Raw genomic sequence first — 17,553 nt, 5'->3', positions numbered from 1 at the left:
ACGCCCCGATGGCTCAGCGGAGAGAGCGCCGGTCTACGAAGCCGGAGACCCCAGGTTCGAATCCTGGTCGGGGCACCCTCGACGGGCACGCTGGCCGCCCGGCCTCGGCTGCCCGCTCAGCCGTACGGGTTGAAGGGGATCCCGGCGGGCTTGGCGACGTTGAGCAGGTACTCGAACGACCCGTCCTTGATCTTGATGGTGGCGGCGCCGAAGTTTGCGTCCATCAGCCGGTTGCGCAGTTCGACGTTGGGCCAGCCGTTCCAGTCCACCAGCGGCGGGTAGTGCCAGGTGCCGTAGTGGTTCTCCGGCGGCTCGTCGTTGTTGTTGGCGAGCCGGAAGAAGTGCGTCGACGCGCCGTCCTTGTGGTAGACGATCTTGGGGTGGGTGCCGTCGAAGCGCACCTGCGAGCGCGGGTAGGTGCGCTGGCTGCTGTGCTGGGTGGTGCTCACGTACTCGACCCGGTTGGCGGCCTGGTTGACCCAGGAGATGACGTGCTCCCAGTCGTGCCGGTGCCCACCCAGGCCGCTGCCGTGCACGGCCTGGTCCTTCTCGAAGTAGCTGGCGTAGACGATTCCGCACCAGCCGTTGTTGCACTTCGACCGGGCGTACGTCTGCGACATGTCCAGGTCGGAGCGGTCACGGCAGTTGCCGTTGATGGCGCCGGTGGTGCGCAGTCCACCGTTGACCGTGCCGTCCGGGGCGATGGCCGAGACCGCGTAGCAGCCGTCGGTGTCGTAGTCGTAGGCGGGTGAGAACGACGACTCGTAGCCGCCGGCGTTGTGCGGGAGGTTGGGTAGCGAGTCCGCGTAGGCCGGTGTGGCGGGGACGAGGATCGCGAGCGCGGCCAGCCCGGCGGCGAGCCGCGCCAGCGGTCGCCGGTGCCGCCCGGGCGGCCTGCCGGCCGACCGGGGCGCGGCGGGCTCCGGTGGGGCAGACGACGGCGATGACGGGTGTTCCATTCCGCGCCCTCCTTGGTGGGCGCGCATCGTCCACGCGCCCTGTCAATGCGTGACCATCTATATCTCACGTGTTCGGCGCGAAGGTCAACACCAAACGCGAGGATGGCTCATTAACGGTTGGGGTGCGGACGTGGCACGCTCGCACCGCCCTCGGCGTTCGGCGGGGCCGATGGAGCGAGGGACTAGATCAACAGGACCTGGTCGGGGCGGCCCACGCCGGTTGACCGGTCCGCCGGTCGTCGGCGGCGTGGCCTACTGTCGGACCGGTGACCTCAGTTGCCGAGCGGCCGACGACGGTGCAGCATCTCACCGGCGGCGTGGTGGAGTACCGACTGGAGCGACGCGGGGACGCGGCCGTCGTGATCATGCACGGCGGGCATCTGCGGGCCGGTCTGACGCTGGACGAGGACGTGTTCGCCGACGCGGGGCTCACCGTGCTGGCCCCCTCACGTCCCGGCTACGGCCGGACCCCCCTCTCGACCGGCACGACCGCGGCAGGGTTCGCCGACGTCACCGCCGACGTCTGTCGACACCTCGGCATCGACAGGGTCGCGGCCGTGGTCGGCATCTCCGCCGGTGGACCGACCGCGATGGCCCTGGCCGCCCGCCATCCGGATCTGGTCGAGCGGCTGATCCTGCAGAGCGCCCAGGCGCCGCTGACCTGGCCCGGGCGCGGTACGCGGTTGCTCGCGGGCCTCATCTTCTCGCCCGCCACCGAGCGTCTCACCTGGGGCGGAGTTCGCGGACTGCTGCGCCGTTCGCCGGACGTCGGCCTACGGATGCTGCTTCGCGACCTGTCCACCGTGCCGGCCCGGCGGGCGGTGGCGCAGCTGCGACCCGAGCACCGCGCGATGCTGATCTCGTTGCTCTGCCAGATGCGCTCCGGCGAGGGGTTCCGCAACGATCTGCGCCGCGGCGTCGACGTCACCGCGGAGATCGGGCAGCCGACGCTGGTGCTCGCCAGCCGTCGGGACGGCAGCGTCCCCTTCGGGCACGCCGAGTACCTGGCCGGCACGATCCGGCGGGCCGAGCTGGTCGAGAGTCGATCCGACAGTCACTTCCTTGAGTTCGGCGAGGACTGGCCAGCGGTCTGCGACACGATCCGCGCGTTCCTGACCGCGGCCCGCCCGGGCGATGCCGCCGGCCCGGGCGATGCCGCCGAGCGTGGCTGATCGGGCGGCCGTCATCCGGCGGCGGTGAGAGTCACCGGCACGGTGGCCAGGTTGGTGCGGGAGCCGTCGGCGGCGGACACCTCGTACACCTCGATGGTGCCGGGCTGGTCGCGGGCCAGCCGGTACGCGACGGCGATCCGGTAGCCGCCCCGGCAGCCGGTGCCGCAGGTGGCGGTGGTGAAGGCGGTGGCGATCGGGCGGCCGGCGGAGTCGAGCACCCGGACGCTGACGGTCGCCTCGAACACGTCCGCGGTCCCGGTGACGGTGACCGGGCTGGACACCCGGCCACCGATGGTCGGGTCGGTGACCACGATCGCGGGCAGCAGGTCGGCGTAGTCGGCGCGGTCGGCCGGCGCGTCGGCGCCGAAGGCGACCTGCCGGACGGTGGGGAACTGGGTGAGCGTGTAGACCACCTGGGCCTCGCGCAGCCGGCCGGTGGCCTGTTCCGGCGTGGTGGACATCCGGACGGTGGCGACACCGGAGTCGATCCGGCTCACCTGCACGCCGTCGGGCAGCAGGGTGACCAGGCCAGCGGCGGTCTCTGTCGAGGTCGGCCCGACGGCCAGTTCGCTCAGCGCGAGGCGGGACGTGGCCACCGTGGCCGGGCGGACGCGCCGGGTCGGCACGAGCCGCCCGTCGCGGACGTACCACAGCTCCAGGGTGAGGGTCGCGGGCCGGCTGGTGCCGGCGGCGCCGGTGGTCGGCGGCGCGGGCGCCGGGGAGCCGGTGGTCGGCGGCGGCGCGGTGCTGACCGGCGGGGCGAGGACGGTGGGGCCGGCCGTGGTCGGGGTGGGCGCGACAGGCGCCGGGCCGAGCGAACCGGACCGCGCCGGCGCGCACCCGGCGACCAGCAGCAGGACGACCGCCGTCGCGGCCCGGCGACGGCTCATCCGGATCCACCCACGCCGTCGTCGGGCAGGTCCGGCTCGGCCCTGTGCGGGCCGTCGTAGGGCAGGTCGAGGCGGAATCGGGTGCCCGTGCCGGGGGAGCTGTGCACGGTCAGCCGGCCACCGAGCAGCCGGGCGTTCTCCTGGGCGATGGCCAGGCCGAGCCCGCTGCCGCCGCCCGAGCGTGCCGGGTCGACCTTGTGGAAGCGGTCGAACAGGCGCGGCAGGTGCTCGGCCGGGATGCCGGGCCCCTGATCGTCGACGTCGAAGAGCACCCGGTCACCGGCGCGGGCGACCCGGACCCGGACCTCGCCGCCGCCGTGGCGAACCGCGTTGGCGATCAGGTTGCCCAGCACCCGTTCCAGCCGGCGCGGGTCGGTACGCAACCGGAGCGGTTCGCCGCCGACCTCGACCCGGTCCCGCCAGCCCCGGGCCGCGACGATCGCGCGCAGCAGAGCCGGCGCGTCCACCTCGGCGACGGCGACGGCCTCCTGCCCGGCGTCCAGCCGGGAGATCTCCATCAGGTCCTCCACCAGGCGACGCAGCCGGACCACGTCGGTGACCAGCAGCTCGCCGGCCCGCCGCGAGTCGCCGGGCAGCTGGTCCAGGTGTTCGCCGAGCAGCGAGGCCGCGGCAGCCAGGGCGGTGACCGGGGTACGCAGCTCGTGCGCCACGTCGGCGGTGAACCGCCGCTCCCGCTCCTGCGCCCGGTGCAGCGCCGCGATCTTCGCCTCGAGCGCTTCGGCCATCTCGTTGAACGATGCCGCCCAGTTGCTGAACTCGTCGCGGCCATGCACCGGCAGCCGGGTGGCGAGCAGCCCTTCGGTGATCGCCCGGGCGGCCCGGCTGGCCCGACCCACCGGTTCCAGGGTGCGCCGGGCGAGGGTGTGCCCGACCGTGGCAGCCAGCACCAGCACCAGGACCCAGCCGGCGGTGAGCGCGTTGCGCAGCTGCTCCAGGCCGGTGGCGACGTCGTTCTCGACGGTGATCACGTACAGCTCGGCGGTGGAGCCGGGGATCCGGCCGCCCACCACCAGCAGCCGCGCCGACCCGTCGATCCGTTCGTACCCGACCTGTCCGGCCGCGACGGTCGTCGTCAGCCGGTCACTCAGCGGGGGAGCGTAGCCCGGGTTCGACGGCCAGGTCTGGTCGCTGACCAGCACCACGTGCCGGCCGCTGCTCTCGAAGCTGGTCAGCAACTCGGCACGGCGCTGCTCGGTCAGCGGCAGGAACTGCCCGGCCAGCACGAGGCGGTAGCGGGCGTCCGCAGCGGCGGCGTGCAACGACGCCTCGTAGCGGGCCTGCCGCAGCAGCAGGTACGACCCGCCGGCCAGAACCCCGGCGGAGATGCCGGCGACCAGCACGAACGCGATGGTCAGCCGGCGGCGCAGCCGGCCGGGTCGCACGGTCTGCCTGCCCATCGCCGACGCCTGCTCATCCGGCGACGAGCTTGTAACCGGCGCCACGCACGGTACGGATCAGTCGGGGGTGGGTCGGGTCCGACTCGACCTTGGCGCGCAGCCGCTGCACCGCCACGTCGACCAGCCGGCTGTCGCCGAGATAACTCTGCTCCCAGACGCGGTCCAGCAGCAGCTCGCGGGTGAAGACCTGACCGGGACGGCGGGCCAACTCCAGCAGCAGCCGGAACTCGGTGGTGGTCAGCGGTAGCTCCTGGCCGTCCCGGCGGGCCACGAACGCACCCGGGTCGATCTCCAGTACGCCGACCCGCAGCGGGCCTGGCTCGGGTGGGGCAACCGCGCGGCGCAGCACCGAACGGACCCGGGCCACCAGCTCGGGCAGGTCGAAGGGTTTGCGCAGGTAGTCGTCGGCACCGCATTCCAGGCCGACCACCACGTCGATGGTGTCGGTGCGGGCGGTCAGCATGAGGATCGGCACCGCGCTGCTGCGGCGGATCTCCCGGCACACCTGCAGGCCGTCGAGCCCGGGCAACATGACGTCCAGCACTATCAGGTCGAGCGGCCGGGCCCGCCAGGCGGCCAGTGCCTGCCGGCCGTCGGCGGCGGTGTCCACCCGGAAACCGGCGCGGCGCAGTCCGAGGGCGGTGACCTCCCGGATGGAGGCGTCGTCCTCGACCACCAGCACGCGGCCGTCCATGATGCACCCAGCGTAGTCCGGGGACGCCGGGGTGTCGCTCGGCGTGACGGTCGGGTGCGGGGGGCCGGCCGGCCCCCCGCACCCACGCTCGGTCACTCCTGCCACTGGTGCGCCACGTCGAGCACGATCCGGCTGTGCGTACCGGGGCCGGCCAGGACGAACACCCGAACCGGCAGTGTGGCCCGGACGCCGACCGCGAACGTGCTGTAGCCCTCGAAGCTGCCCCCGAAGACCACGTCGCGCAGTGTCCGGTAGCGCAGCACGTTGGCGACGTGCTCGCCGGTGCGGTACGGCACGGTGGCGGCGTGCTCGTCGTCGTACGCCGGGGCGCGCAGCGAGACCCGCAGCAGAGCGCCACCGGCGGTGTACGGCGACAGCGCCAACCCCTCGCCGTCGGTGTACGTCTCGCCGTAGCCGACGGAGTAGCCGGTGACCGGACCGTCGAATTCGAACACCACCCGGTCGTAGCAGTCGTGCCGGCCGGTCCGTACCTCGACCAGCGGTGCCCCGCTGAGGGTGCCGGCCGTCTTGTCGCCGCTGCCCCAGGTGATCCCGCAGTAGGGCGCGGCCGTGGCAAGCGCGGCCGTGGTGGGCGCGGCCGTGGTGGGCTGGGCCGCCGCAGTCGCGGCGAGCAGGGCGGTGAGCGTCACGGCCAGCGCCGTGATGGTCCTTCTGATCCGCATCTTCGTCTCCTCCGGGCCGCCCGTCGGGTGGTACCGCGGGCACTGGGCTGGTCGGATCCACCGTCGCGGCGGCTGGCCACCGTGGCTTCACCGTGGCGTAACCGTCGGGTAACAGGGGTGGGCGGTATGACGCTTTCGCGATGACAACCGCCGAACGGTGACCACTAATATTCATAAACATCGATCGCGGCGTATCGGCGCGCCGCGTAGTCCGCAGGGGAGTGTTTGATGATCCGACGACAACTGCTGCGCGCGGCTACCGCCGCGCTGGCGGCGGTGCTGGCGGCGACCGGAGTGCAGGTGGCCACCGCCACCGGTGCCTCGGCCGCCCGGACCGTCTACTACGACGCCAGTCGGGCCGGCGAGTTCCGGACCAACTTCGACCAGGCCGCGCAGATCTGGAACAGCCGGGTCAGCAACGTCCGGCTGGTGCCGGGCACACCCGCCAACGTCACCATCCTGGTCGACAGCGGCTGGCCTCGGGCGCAGGTCACCGGGCTCGGTTCCGGTCGGATCTGGATGGGCTGGCAGGCGGTCAACCAGGGCTATCACCGTACCCGGATCGCCACCCACGAGTTCGGCCACATCCTTGGCCTGCCCGACCGGCGTACCGGGCTCTGCTCCGACCTGATGTCCGGCAGCAGCGCCCCGGTCTCCTGCACCAACGCGAACCCGAGCGCCGCCGAGGCGAGCCGGGTCAACCAGCTCTTCGCCGGCAGCCGGAGCGCGTCGGAGGCCGCCGGCACGTACACCTGGACGCAGGAGGTCGACGCGGACTTCGGCACGTTCGTGGTCGGTGGCCGGCCGGCCACCGAGAACTACCCCTGGCTGGTCTACACCTCCGGCTGCACCGGCACGCTGATCAAGGCCAACTGGGTGGTCACCGCGAAGCACTGCCCGACCCCGTCGTCGGTCCGGGTGGGCAGCACCAACCGCAGCAGCGGCGGCACGGTGGTCGGCGTGAGCCGGGCGGTCAACCACCCGAGCATCGACGTGAAGCTGTTCCAGCTCTCCGGCTCGGTCGGTTACGCCCCGGCGCGGATCCCGACCACCTCCGGTGCGGTCGGCACCGCGACCCGGATCATCGGCTGGGGCCTGACCTGCCCGGTACGCGGCTGCGGCTCGGCGCCGACGACCGCGTACGAGTTGGACACCTCGATCGTGTCGGACAGCCGGTGCAGCGGCATCAACGCCACCTACGAGATCTGCACCAACAACCCCAACAGCTCCGGTGCCTGCTACGGCGACTCCGGCGGCCCGCAGGTGCGCCGGGTCAACGGCGTGTGGCAGGTGATCGGCGCGACCAGCCGCTCCGGCAACAACAACGCCACCTGCGCCACCGGCCCGTCCATCTACGGTGACCTCTCCTCCATCCGCTCCTGGATCAACACCCAGGTAGGCGGCCTCCCCGCCTGACGATCTTCTCGATCATGCAGTTGTGGCACCTGGTGAATGCCTCGAACCGGGGCAATCCAGGTGCCACAACTGCATGATCGGCGGGGGAGTGGGGGGGTGGGGGTGGGGGGTGGGGGTCAGAATGGCCAGTGGTGGTGGGATGTGGCCTCGATGAGGGGGATCATCGCGAACGCGGCGTCGGACAGACCGCCGAAGGTGTGCCGGTTGCCGACCGTCGGCGTGTGGCCGACGCGGTAGCCGGCCAGGTTCCAGGTGTACACCGGAACCTGTGCGGGCACCGCAGCCGCCACGTCCACCGACCCGTGCCGGTGCGCCTGCTCGTCGGTGAGGATGACCACCCGGTCGTGACCGTCGTAGTGCGCCCGTACCGCCTCCTCGGTTTCGGTCCCGCCGCCGTAGAAGTAGCCGCCGTCCTTGAACCGGCGTACCGCCGCCAGCACCGACTCGCCCGCCACGGCCGGGAAGACCGCGGTGGCGTTGGAGAACGACACCACGGTCGGGTCGTGTGCGCGGGCGGCCAGCGCGAGGCCGAACACGGTGGCCGCGTCCCAGCAGCGCAGCGTGCCGTCCTTGCTGAACGCGCTGTTCATCGATCCTGACGTGTCGATCAGGATCAGGGTCCGCGCGTCCAGGGCGGGCACGTTCGTCAGCGCCTGCTGCAACGCCCTCTCCAGCGGGTACGCCCACCGCAGGCTCGGTGCCGCGTTGTACGCCGACAGGAAACGCATCGGCAGTACCCGTGATCTCGCGACCTCGCCCGGGTCGGACAGCTTCGCGGCCACCCTCTCGGCGACGGCGTCGCTGACCCCGGCCTGGTCGAAGTTGCGCAGGTTGCGCAGCAGTGCCAGATAGCCCATGGTCGGGATGATCGCTTCCCACGCGGCGGCGTCCATGCTGGTCTGCCGCCAGCCGGCGAGGGCCTCCCAGGTCATACCGGCCGCGCCGAGCACCGCCGGGTCGTTGACCTCCCGGCGCTGCTCGATCGGCAACGCCATCAGCTCGACCCGGGCCGCCAGCACCGTCAGCGATGCCGGTGGCGGATTGTCGCGCTTGTGGCGCCGGTCCAGTGCGTGCCTGAACAGGTCACCCTGCCGTTCGTCCTTCGCCCTCGGGTGGGTCAGGTCGATGACATCACCGAAGCGCACCGCGCTGCCCTCGGAGTCGTACTTGAGCAGGCTGCGCTCGTGGTAAAGGCGCGCGACGGCATCTGCGATGCCCCGCTTGACCGGCTTCGGCAGCGCCCGGCCATGACGCCCCAGCCAGTACGCCAGCGCCTCACCCGGCTCGTCGGCACGCTGCAACGCCGCGTCCACGATTGCCCGTGAACCCGGAACACCCGCCGCGACCTGTGCGCGGGCACCCTCCAGCGCCGCCACCACCGTCGCCGAACGCAGCATCGCGCCGGTACGCAGCCACGGCACGAACCGGCCAAACCACTCGGGGTCGGTGACCGCGACGGTGGCGATCAACTCACGGAACCGGGCGTCCCGGTCGGCTGCGCCCTCGTAGAAGGTGTCCTCGCCGACCATGTTCGACACGGCCAGCAGGAACAGTTCGGCGCGCGGCTCGCGGATGAAGCCCGGCGCGCCCTCACCGGTCACGATTCCCTCGGCCTCGTGCCGGTTCTGACGCGGCCTGGTGTTGAACTTCGCCACAACGTCCCCCATGCCAATCGACGACGGGGAGACGCCACCACACCGCATACCCGAGATCAGGAGTCGGCGACGGACTATGTCCGCTGCTCTTCCGTTGAGCTATCGACCCGAAGGTCTCGGGGGGCTCGAACCCCCAACCCGCGGATCCCTGAAGTAACCGTTGCCTGCGCACCGGGTATGCGGTGTGGTGACGCCTCCCGAGACCAAGAGCGGCGACGGCGACTGGCCCTTGCGGGCCAAGGTGACCTGGGCCGCTGGTCGACACCGCCAGAGGCGGCGGCGGGATTCGAACCCGCGTCTCCCCGTTGGAAGCGGAAGTAGCCGTTGCCTGCGCACCGGGAGGTGCCGAGGGCACGGTAGGGGATCTTGTCCAGGAACAGCAAGCGAAATCCGTTCGCCCTCGGCGAGGCGGGCGTCGGGGTGGGTGGGCGAGCGGGCAGCGGAGGGTGGGATAGTTGCTGGTCGTGAACAGGTATGGGGTGTTGATTCTGCCCGCGAGCAACCGGGTGTACGCGGGCGCTGCCGTCGACTTGACGCGGGCGGAGCTGGAGATCTTCGGCGACTCGGTGCTCGGCGGGCGGATCGGTGCGGTGGAGACGGCGACCGTCGGCGGGGCGCGCTACGTCACGTTCGACGTGGAGGGCGGGCTGAGCGAGCGGGACGCGGCGCTGCTCGGCAACCTCTCCAGCGTGTACGCGCTCTTCGAGTTCGTCGGTGACCTGCTGCGCCCGGTGCCGTTGAGCCGGCTGGACCGCTTCGACGACGACCTGATCACCATTCAGAAGTACCAGGGCAAGACCAACGAGCAGTTCACCAAGCTGCTGCTCAACGTGACGATGCTCGCCTCGGACTGGGCCGGTGACCTGCTGACCCGGCGGTTCCGGGTGCTCGACCCGCTCTGCGGCCGGGGCACCACCGTCAACCAGGCGATGATGTACGGCTTCGACGCCGCCGGCCTGGACCGGGACAGCAAGGACTTCGAGGCGTACCAGGCGTTCCTCACCACCTGGCTCAAGCGCAAGCGGATCAAGCACCGGGTGCTGGAGTCCGGGCCGATACGCCGGGAACGCAAGGTCGTCGGCCGGCGGCTGCGGATGGAGGTCGCCGCCTCGAAGGAGGCGCAGAAGGCCGGCGACGTGCAGTCGGTGGACGTGGTCAACGCCGACACCACCCGGGTCGGCGAGTTCTTCCGTCCGGAGAGCGTCGACCTGGTGGTCGCCGATGCGCCGTACGGGGTACAGCACGGCAGCCGGACCGCCGAGACCGGGCTGGCCCGCGACCCCCTCGCGTTGCTCGCTGCCGCCGTGCCGGGCTGGGTACGGCTACTGCGCCCCGGTGGCGCCCTCGGCATCTCCTGGAACACCAACGTGGCCCGGCGCGAGGCCGCCGCCGAACAGTTGACCGCCGCCGGCCTCACCGTCCTCGACCACGGCCCCTGGCAGGCGCTGAGCCACCGCGTCGACCAGGCCATCGTCCGCGACATCCTGGTAGCCCACAAACGCGCCTGACCACCCGGCACCCCAGCCACCTCGCCTGATCTAGGGACAATCGCTGCTAGTTGATCTCCTGCGACGACGATTACCCCTAGATCGGCGAGGCCGGGGTCAGCGGGGTCGGGCCTGGGGGCGGGCGTTGGTGGGGCCGAAGGCGGTGAGGAAGCGGTCGCGGAAGGCGTCCATCCGCCAGACCGGGGCGCTCGCGTCGGGGGTCAGGCCCTCCTGCCAACCCCAGTCATCGATCCGCTCCAGTACCGCCGGGTCCTTGGCCACGATGTGGATCGGTACGTCCGGGCTCGGGTTGTCGCCCGTCACCACCGGCGCCGGCTGGTGGTCGCCCAGGAAGACCAGCACCGTGTCGTCGTCGCCGTACGTCTCCAGGTAGGAGATCAGGGTACGCAGCGTGTAGCTGATCGAGTGCCGGTAGCCCGTCCTGGCCTGCGCGGTCGGGGTGCCGATGATGCCCTGGCGGAACACCTCCCCGTCGTCGATGTCGTCCCAGTTCACCAGCGACGGCACCTTGGTCCACGGCGAGTGGCTGGAGACCAGGGCCAGTTCGGCCATCACCGGACGGTCCCGCTCACCGGCGAGCTCCCGCTGGTGGAACGTGTGCACGGCGAACTGGTCGGGCATCGGGGCGAAGGCGAACTTGGGGCCCTGATAGCCCAGGTCCGGCCCGCCGTAGAACTGTTCGTAACCGTAGAAGGCCCCCTCCGGCCACGCCTGGTTCACTGCCGGCATCACCCCGACCGTCCGCCAGGCGGCGCGCTGGAACGCGTCGCCCAGGGTGAACCGATCGGTGGCGAGCAGGTTGCGGTGCCGCTGGTTGTTGTCGACCCACAGCCCGGACAGCAGGGTGGCGTGGGCCAGCCAGCTCGCCCCGCCGATGGTCGGTGAGGTGAGGAAGCCGCTGCGGGAGGCGAAACCGGCCGCTTGCAGCCGGCCAGCGCCGTCGTCGAGCACCCGCTGGATGGACGCGAACTCGGAATCGATGACCGCGTCCCGGCCGTAGCTCTCCACGAAGGCGATCAGCACATCCTTGTCGCGCAGCCCGGTCAGCAGTTGGTCGCCGGGCATGTCGCGGAACGGGTCCACGCCGACCTCGTTGGCGAACTTCTGGCGGTCGTAGAGCCGGTCGCGTACCTCGGCGGCGTGCTCGTAGACGAGGGTGGTGGCGTTGCTGTCGGCCACCGGCATGGCGGGCAGGATGCGTATCCCGAAGGCGGCCACCACCGCCCACACCACGACCAGTGTCGCGACGGCCCGGGTGGTGCCGGTCCGGTGTCGGACCAGCAGGCCGGAGAGCCGCACGGCGGACAGGGCGGTCAGCACCGGCACGGCCAGCAGCAGCAGCCCGACTCCGAGCGCGATGCCGATCGCGCCGGGCCGGCCGATCGACTCCGCCACGAAGCTGAACGCCTCGTCGAGCAGCGACCAGTCCAGCACCAGGTCGAACGGGCGGCCCAGCGACGAGTAGAAGCCCAGGTCGCCGACCTTCACCACGGCGATCAGTCCGAGCAGTACGCCGGCTGCTGCCGCCACCACCCGGCGGGGTCGGCCGGGCAGCGCGAGCAGCAGGGCGGCCAGCAGCAACGCCTCCAGCGGGATGCGCAGGAACGCGCCGGGCTCCAGCTGCCACGGCCGGTTGGGCAGGGTCAGCGCGCCCAGCACCAGCAGTGCGGCCAGCACCGTCACCACCCGGGCGGCGATCCGGCGCCGGCGGGTGAGCGGCGCACGGTTACCCGGCTCGGCCAGGCCGACACCGGCGGCATCGAGGCCGGGGGACCCGGCGTCGTCGGCTCCGCGCGACCCGTCGCTGTCCGCCGCGCGCGACCCGTCGCTGTCGGCCGCGCCCAGCTCGGCGTCGTGCCGCGCGGTGGCGGCCCTGGTGGTGGGGTCGGTGCCAGCGCTGGTGGGGTCGGTGCCGGGTGCGGATGGCGGGTCGGAGATCGACAACTGGGTCTCCCGGGTCAGCGCAGCGACAGGACGGGCGCGGTGGACAGGTCGCGGTCCTCTGCCCGCTCGACCCGGCGAACGCCGATCGGCACCGTCGGCACCAGCAGGGCCGGCACCGGCCGGACCGTCGTCGTCCGCTGCCGCCACAGCCAGGTGACGTCCCGCCCGAACGACTCGACCAGCAGGCCGAGCGCCGTCACCAGCACGATGGTGGTCACCAGCCCTGGCAACACCTGGGAGGCGGCGACCGCGAGCATGATCCCCTGAACCGCGGCGACCACCTTACGCCAGTACCGGGGCGGCAGCTGCAGGTCCATCCAGGGCAGCGCCCAGCTGGCGGCGAGGAACGCGTACCGCATCACGCCGATGGCGAGCACCCAGACCCCGACCGACGGGGCGACGTAGAGGCTCAGCATCAGCACCAGGAACGAGTCGACCTCCATGTCGAAGCGGGCGCCCAGGGCGCTGACCGTCTTCGTGCGGCGCGCCACCTTGCCGTCGACGGCGTCGAGCGCCAGCGCCACCGTCGTCATCGCCACCAGCACCGCCACGGGTGCCGGACGACCACCGATCAGCGCGTCGGCGATCAGCGCGGTCACCCCGCCGACCAGCAGTCCGCGTCCCATCGTCACCCAGTCGGCCGGACCAAGCCGGTCCGAGCCGGCGTGACGCAGGCCACGTACCAGGGCCAGGCAGGTCACGGCACCGTACGCCAAGCCCGCCAGCCAGCCCGCGACGCCGAGACCGACCGTCGTGGCGAGCCCCGCCAGTAGGACAATCTGGACGATCAGCCCGATTTGCGGACCGGTTCGAACTGTGGACACCGTGCCTCCGTGTTTATGATCGACGACCCCTGTCAGGGAACTACGGAAAATACGACGGATCGGTTCGGTCCGGACGCAGTTAAGGAGAAAAAACCGTGACGCGAACCGCCCACGCCTTCTGGCTGCGTGCCCCGGGCGAGGGTGAGATCCGTCCGGTGACGCTGACCGAGCCGGGTGCCGACGAGGTCCTCGTCCGCAGCCGTTACTCCGGGGTCAGCCGGGGCACCGAGACGCTGGTCTTCGCCGGTGCCGTACCCGCCAGCCAGTACGCCACCATGCGCGCGCCGTTCCAGGAGGGCGACTTCCCGGCCCCGGTCAAGTACGGCTACCTCAGCGTCGGCGAGGTCGAACAGGGGCCGGCGCACCTGCGTGGACGGACGGTGTTCTGCCTGCACCCGCACCAGAGCGCCTACGTGGTGCCGGCGGACGCGGTCACCGTCGTACCGGACGCGGTGCCGGCGGCCCGCGCGGTGCTCGCCGGCACCGTGGAGACCGCCGTCAACGCCCTGTGGGACGCCGCGCCGCTGATCGGTGACCGGGTCAGCGTCGTCGGTGGCGGCATGGTCGGCTGCGCGGTGGCCGCCCTGCTGGCCCGCTTCCCCGGCGTCCGGGTGGAACTGGTCGACACCGACCCGACCCGCGCCGAGGTCGCCGCCGCCCTCGGCGTCGACTTCGCCACCGGAGAAACCGCCACCGGCGGGCGTGATCTCGTGGTGCACGCCAGCGCCACCGCCGCCGGGTTGCAACGCGGCCTGGACCTGCTCGCGCCGGAGGGCACCCTGCTCGAACTGAGCTGGTACGGCGACCGACCGGTGCAGCTCGCGCTCGGTGGCGCGTTCCATTCCGGACGGCTGACGATCCGCAGCAGCCAGGTCGGCATGGTCGCCCCCGCGCGGCGCGGCAGCCGCAGTTACGCCGACCGGATGGCGCTCGCCCTGGACCTGCTCACCGATCCGGCGTTCGACGCGCTGCTCACCGGGCGGTCGCCGTTCGCGGAGCTACCCGACGTGCTCGCCCGGCTCAGCGGGGGTACCCTGCCCGCCCTGTGCCACCTCATCACCTACGACGGGGAGTGACCCATGTTCAGCGTGACCGTCCGTGACCACATCATGATCGCCCACAGCTTCCGCGGGGACGTCTTCGGCCCAGCCCAACGGCTGCACGGCGCGACCTTCGTCGTGGACGCCACCTTCCGTCGCCCCGACCTCGACGACGACGGCATCGTGGTCGACATCGGGTTGGCCACCGACCAGCTCAAGGCGGTGCTCGGCGAGCTGAACTACCGCAACCTCGACGAGGAGCCCGCCTTCGCCGGCACGAACACCACCACCGAGGTGCTGGCCCGCACCATCGCAGACCGGCTCGCCGACCGGGTGCACGCCGGTGACCTCGGCGTCGGAGCCCACGGGCTGACCGGGCTCACGGTCACCCTGCACGAGTCGCACGTCGCCTGGGCCAGCTACGAACGGTCACTGCCGGCCGCCGTCGCCGATGAGGGCACCGCCTGACGTGCCGATCCTGCACGTGATCCTGCCGGGCGACATCGACGACCCGGCGTCACCCAGCGGTGGCAACGGCTACGACCGACGGATCTGCGCCGGGCTCGCCGAGGCCGGCTGGTCCGTGCGAGAACACGGCGTACCCGGTGCCTGGCCCGACCCGACCCCGGCGGAGCGGACCGCCTTGGCCCAGGTGCTGGCCGGGCTGCCGGACGCCGCGCTCGTGCTCATCGACGGCCTGGTCGCCTCGGTGGTGCCGGACGCCCTCACCGCACACTCCCGACGGCTGCGCCTGGTCGCGCTGGTGCACCTGCCACGCGACGACGACAGCGAGGCCAGCGCGCTGGACGCCGCCACCGCCGTCGTCGCGACCAGCACCTGGACCCGCGATGCGCTGCTGCGGCGGTACGCGCTGCCCGCCCACCGGGTGCACGTCGCCGCACCCGGGGTGGACCCGGCGCCACCCGCGCCGGGCTCACCGACCGGTTCGGCGCTGCTCTGCGTCGCGGCGGTCGCCGCGCACAAGGGGCACGACGTGCTGGTCGAGGCGCTCGCCGCGGTCGCCGACCGATCCTTCACGCTGACCTGTGTCGGACCGCTGCACCGGGAACCGGAGTTCGTCGAACGGCTGCGTGACCGGATCGCCACCCACCGGCTCGGCGACCGGGTCCGGCTGACCGGCCCGCTGACCGGTGCCGGGCTCGACGCCGCGTACGCCGCCGCCGACCTGCTGGTGCACCCCTCACGTGGCGAGACGTACGGGATGGTCGTCACCGAGGCGTTGGCCCGCGGCGTCCCGGTGCTCGCCACGACCGTCGGCGGGCTGCCCGACACCCTCGGGCACACGGCCGCCGGAGAACGCCCCGGCCTGCTGGTGCCACCCGACGATCCGTCGGCCCTGGCCGCGGCGCTACGCCGGTGGCTCGACGACGCGGCCCTGCGCACGGCCCTTCGGCAGGCCGCCCGCCAGCGGCGGAGCACCCTCCATGACTGGACGAGCACCGTCGCCCTGATCACCACGGCTCTCAAGGAGGCGTCGACATGAGCATCGATCTCCCACCCGACTTCGCGCAGTGGCTCGCGCTGCGGGAACCCGCCGACGTGGCGGCCCGGTCGACGGAGCTGGTCGACACGGTCCGCGCGGCGCTGACCGGTGGCCGACCGTTCGTCGTGCACGACCTCGGTGCCGGCACCGGCTCGCTGGGCCGCTGGCTGGCCCCCCTGCTGCCGGGGCCGCAGCACTGGATCCTCTACGACCAGGACCTGGGCCTGCTGAACCGGGCACGCGCCGGCATGCCGGTCACCGCCGCCGACGGCGCGCCAGTGACGGTCGAGACACGCCAGGGCGACCTGACCCGGCTGACCGCCACCGAGTTGGCCGACGCGGCCCTGGTCACCGCCTCGGCGCTGCTCGACATGCTGACCGCCGAGGAGGTCGACCAACTGGTCGCCGCCTGCGCGAAGGCCGGCTGCCCGACGCTGTTCCTGATCTCGGTGACCGGCACCGTGCGGCTGACTCCGGCCGATCCGTTGGACGCCGAGGTCGCTGCGGCGTTCAACGCCCACCAGCGCCGTACCGTCAACGGCCGTCGGCTGCTCGGGCCGGACGCCGCCGAGCACTGCGCCGCCGCCTTCGCCCGGCACGGGGTGGCGGCCGACGTACGCCCCAGCCCCTGGCGGCTCGGCCCGGACCAGGCCGCCCTGGCGGCCCAGTGGTTCACCGGTTGGCTCGACGCCGCCCGCGCGCAACGGCCCGAGCTGACCGACCGCACCCGCGAGTACGCGCGACGTCGGTTGACCGAGGCTGAAAACGGTCGGCTCGGGGTAATGGTCGACCATGCTGACCTGCTGGCCGTGCGCGGTTGAACCGGCGGGCGACCAGCTACGTGCCTACAGTCAGGGAAGATCGTCATGTCGGGGAGGCACGAGTGGGGGATGAAGCTGGTGGCGCCGTGCCCACGGCCGCCCCGGCAGGCCGGTCGTTCTGGGGATGGGCGCGACTGGCGGCGGGGCTCTCCGTGCTCGTGGGGTTGCTGTGCTGGCTGGGCACCGGCCCGTTCCTGGCGGGGCTGCGACTGATCGACGCGCCCGCGCTGGCCGCCGCGCTCGCCATCGGCGTGCTCACCACGGTCTGCGCCGCCTGGCGGTGGAGCCTCGTCGCCGGTGGTCTCGGCGTCGGGCTCCCACTGCGGGACGCGGTGGCCCACTGTTACCGGGCGGTGTTCCTCAACGCGACCCTGCCCGGCGGGATTCTCGGTGACGTGCACCGCGCGGTACGTCACGGCCGGGACGTCGGTGACGTCGGCCGCGGCATCCGGGCGGTCGTGTGGGAGCGGATCGCCGGGCAGGTGGTGCTGGTCGCCGTCGCCGTGGTGCTGCTGTTCGCCTTCCCGTCGCCGGTGCGGCCGTTCCTGCCGGTGGCGACGGCCGTGGTGGTGGCGGTGCTGGTCGCCGTCCTGCTGGCCGCCCGGCTGCTGCCGCACTCCGGTGCCTCCCGCTTCACCCGCACGGTGGGCACCGCCGTGTCCGACGTACGCAGCGGGCTGCTGGCCCGGCGTACCTGGTTCGGTGTGCTGCTCGCCTCCGCGCTCGCGATCGCCGGACACCTCGCGACGTTCCTGGTGGCGGCGCGGACCGCGGGGTCCACCGCACCGCTGAGCCTGCTGCTGCCGCTGACCCTGCTGGCCCTGCTCGCGATGGGGGTACCGGCCAACGTCGCCGGGTTCGGTCCCCGCGAGGGGGTGGCCGCGTGGGCGTTCGCCGCCGCCGGCCTGACCGCCGCCGAGGGGGTGGCCACCGCGACGGTGTACGGCGCTCTCGTGCTCGTCGCGAGCCTGCCCGGAGCCGCCGTGCTACTGGCCCGACGTGTCCGTGTACCCGCCACCGTCTGA

At 72.4% G+C, this 17,553-nt stretch carries 15 protein-coding genes, 2 tRNA genes and 1 pseudogene; 9 read left to right on the top strand and 9 right to left on the bottom strand.

The genetic code is table 11. The features are described from left to right. The first annotated feature begins 2 nt into the window (after positions 1-2). Positions 3-75 (top strand) — tRNA-Arg (locus tag BMY89_RS05610). A gap of 41 nt (positions 76-116) precedes the next feature. Here BMY89_RS05610 and BMY89_RS05605 read toward each other — a convergent pair. Further along, a complete protein-coding gene (locus BMY89_RS05605) occupies positions 117-959 on the bottom strand; it encodes an NPP1 family protein (protein WP_092376030.1) in 843 nt (280 codons plus the stop codon). Between the two features lie 266 nt (positions 960-1,225). Between BMY89_RS05605 and BMY89_RS05600 the strand changes: the two genes are divergently transcribed. Further along, the gene (locus BMY89_RS05600) at positions 1,226-2,131 is read left to right on the top strand and encodes an alpha/beta fold hydrolase (RefSeq protein ID WP_092376027.1); all 906 of its coding nucleotides are present in this window, start codon (positions 1,226-1,228) and stop codon (positions 2,129-2,131) included. A gap of 11 nt (positions 2,132-2,142) precedes the next feature. On the opposite strand, the gene BMY89_RS05595 is transcribed toward BMY89_RS05600, so the two are convergent. The 4 genes from BMY89_RS05595 to BMY89_RS30250 form a co-directional block, all read right to left on the bottom strand. Next, the gene (locus tag BMY89_RS05595; RefSeq protein ID WP_092376024.1) at positions 2,143-3,021 is read right to left on the bottom strand and encodes a Gmad2 immunoglobulin-like domain-containing protein; all 879 of its coding nucleotides are present in this window, start codon (positions 3,019-3,021) and stop codon (positions 2,143-2,145) included. Next, positions 3,018-4,439 carry a sensor histidine kinase gene (locus BMY89_RS05590; RefSeq protein WP_092376021.1) on the bottom strand — a complete coding sequence of 474 codons (1,422 nt, stop codon included), beginning with the start codon at positions 4,437-4,439 and terminating at the stop codon, positions 3,018-3,020. The genes BMY89_RS05595 and BMY89_RS05590 overlap by 4 nt, the downstream gene beginning before the upstream one ends. Before the next feature lie 13 nt (positions 4,440-4,452). Next, positions 4,453-5,133 (bottom strand): response regulator transcription factor, encoded by a 681-nt coding sequence (locus tag BMY89_RS05585; protein ID WP_092376018.1) that lies wholly within the window; start codon positions 5,131-5,133, stop codon positions 4,453-4,455. Positions 5,134-5,225: 92 nt separating this feature from the next. Next, positions 5,226-5,816, bottom strand: coding sequence for an AMIN-like domain-containing (lipo)protein (locus tag BMY89_RS30250; protein ID WP_092376015.1), 591 nt, complete (start codon positions 5,814-5,816; stop codon positions 5,226-5,228). Between the two features lie 228 nt (positions 5,817-6,044). Here BMY89_RS30250 and BMY89_RS05575 point away from each other — a divergent pair, with 228 nt between their 5' ends. Beyond that, positions 6,045-7,232 (top strand): snapalysin family zinc-dependent metalloprotease, encoded by a 1,188-nt coding sequence (locus BMY89_RS05575; RefSeq protein ID WP_092376013.1) that lies wholly within the window; start codon positions 6,045-6,047, stop codon positions 7,230-7,232. A 116-nt stretch (positions 7,233-7,348) separates the two neighbouring features. Here BMY89_RS05575 and BMY89_RS05570 read toward each other — a convergent pair whose 3' ends face one another. Both BMY89_RS05570 and BMY89_RS30245 read right to left on the bottom strand, forming a co-directional pair. Next, positions 7,349-8,899, bottom strand: a complete 1,551-nt coding sequence (locus tag BMY89_RS05570) for a TROVE domain-containing protein (protein ID WP_092376010.1) — start codon at positions 8,897-8,899, stop codon at positions 7,349-7,351. 262 nt (positions 8,900-9,161) lie between these two features. Beyond that, positions 9,162-9,224 (bottom strand) — tRNA-OTHER (locus tag BMY89_RS30245). A 127-nt stretch (positions 9,225-9,351) separates the two neighbouring features. On the opposite strand from BMY89_RS30245, the gene BMY89_RS05565 reads away from it, so the two are divergent. Next, positions 9,352-10,395: a TRM11 family SAM-dependent methyltransferase gene (locus tag BMY89_RS05565; protein ID WP_092377401.1), complete on the top strand. Its 1,044-nt coding sequence runs from the start codon at positions 9,352-9,354 to the stop codon at positions 10,393-10,395. A 96-nt stretch (positions 10,396-10,491) separates the two neighbouring features. Here the strand turns inward: BMY89_RS05565 and BMY89_RS05560 are convergent, their stop codons facing one another. After that, a complete protein-coding gene (locus BMY89_RS05560) occupies positions 10,492-12,339 on the bottom strand; it encodes a sulfatase-like hydrolase/transferase (protein ID WP_092376007.1) in 1,848 nt (615 codons plus the stop codon). A 113-nt stretch (positions 12,340-12,452) separates the two neighbouring features. Continuing rightward, positions 12,453-13,163, bottom strand: a pseudogene (locus BMY89_RS05555) (CDP-alcohol phosphatidyltransferase family protein); the annotation flags it as partial. Between the two features lie 95 nt (positions 13,164-13,258). Here BMY89_RS05555 and BMY89_RS05550 point away from each other — a divergent pair. The 5 genes from BMY89_RS05550 (at position 13,259) to BMY89_RS05530 (ending at position 17,553) form a co-directional block, all read left to right on the top strand. Then, complete coding sequence (locus BMY89_RS05550; protein WP_092376002.1) at positions 13,259-14,239, top strand: zinc-dependent alcohol dehydrogenase; 981 nt, start codon at positions 13,259-13,261, stop codon at positions 14,237-14,239. Positions 14,240-14,242: 3 nt separating this feature from the next. Beyond that, positions 14,243-14,671, top strand: a complete 429-nt coding sequence (locus BMY89_RS05545; RefSeq protein WP_092375999.1) for a 6-pyruvoyl trahydropterin synthase family protein — start codon at positions 14,243-14,245, stop codon at positions 14,669-14,671. Beyond that, positions 14,655-15,707, top strand: a complete 1,053-nt coding sequence (locus BMY89_RS05540) for a glycosyltransferase family 4 protein (protein WP_092375996.1) — start codon at positions 14,655-14,657, stop codon at positions 15,705-15,707. The genes BMY89_RS05545 and BMY89_RS05540 overlap by 17 nt, the downstream gene beginning before the upstream one ends. Further along, entirely contained in the window at positions 15,704-16,528 is an 825-nt protein-coding gene (locus BMY89_RS05535; protein WP_092375992.1) for a class I SAM-dependent methyltransferase, read from the top strand. The genes BMY89_RS05540 and BMY89_RS05535 overlap by 4 nt, the downstream gene beginning before the upstream one ends. A 62-nt stretch (positions 16,529-16,590) precedes the next feature. After that, complete coding sequence (locus tag BMY89_RS05530) at positions 16,591-17,553, top strand: lysylphosphatidylglycerol synthase domain-containing protein (RefSeq protein WP_092375989.1); 963 nt, start codon at positions 16,591-16,593, stop codon at positions 17,551-17,553.

Origin of the sequence: Micromonospora phaseoli, assembly GCF_900109115.1 — a bacterium.
GTDB classification, from domain to species: Bacteria; Actinomycetota; Actinomycetes; order Mycobacteriales; family Micromonosporaceae; genus Micromonospora; species Micromonospora phaseoli.
Note: the sequence above shows the minus strand (reverse complement) of the source record. Positions and strands in the feature narration are given on the sequence as shown.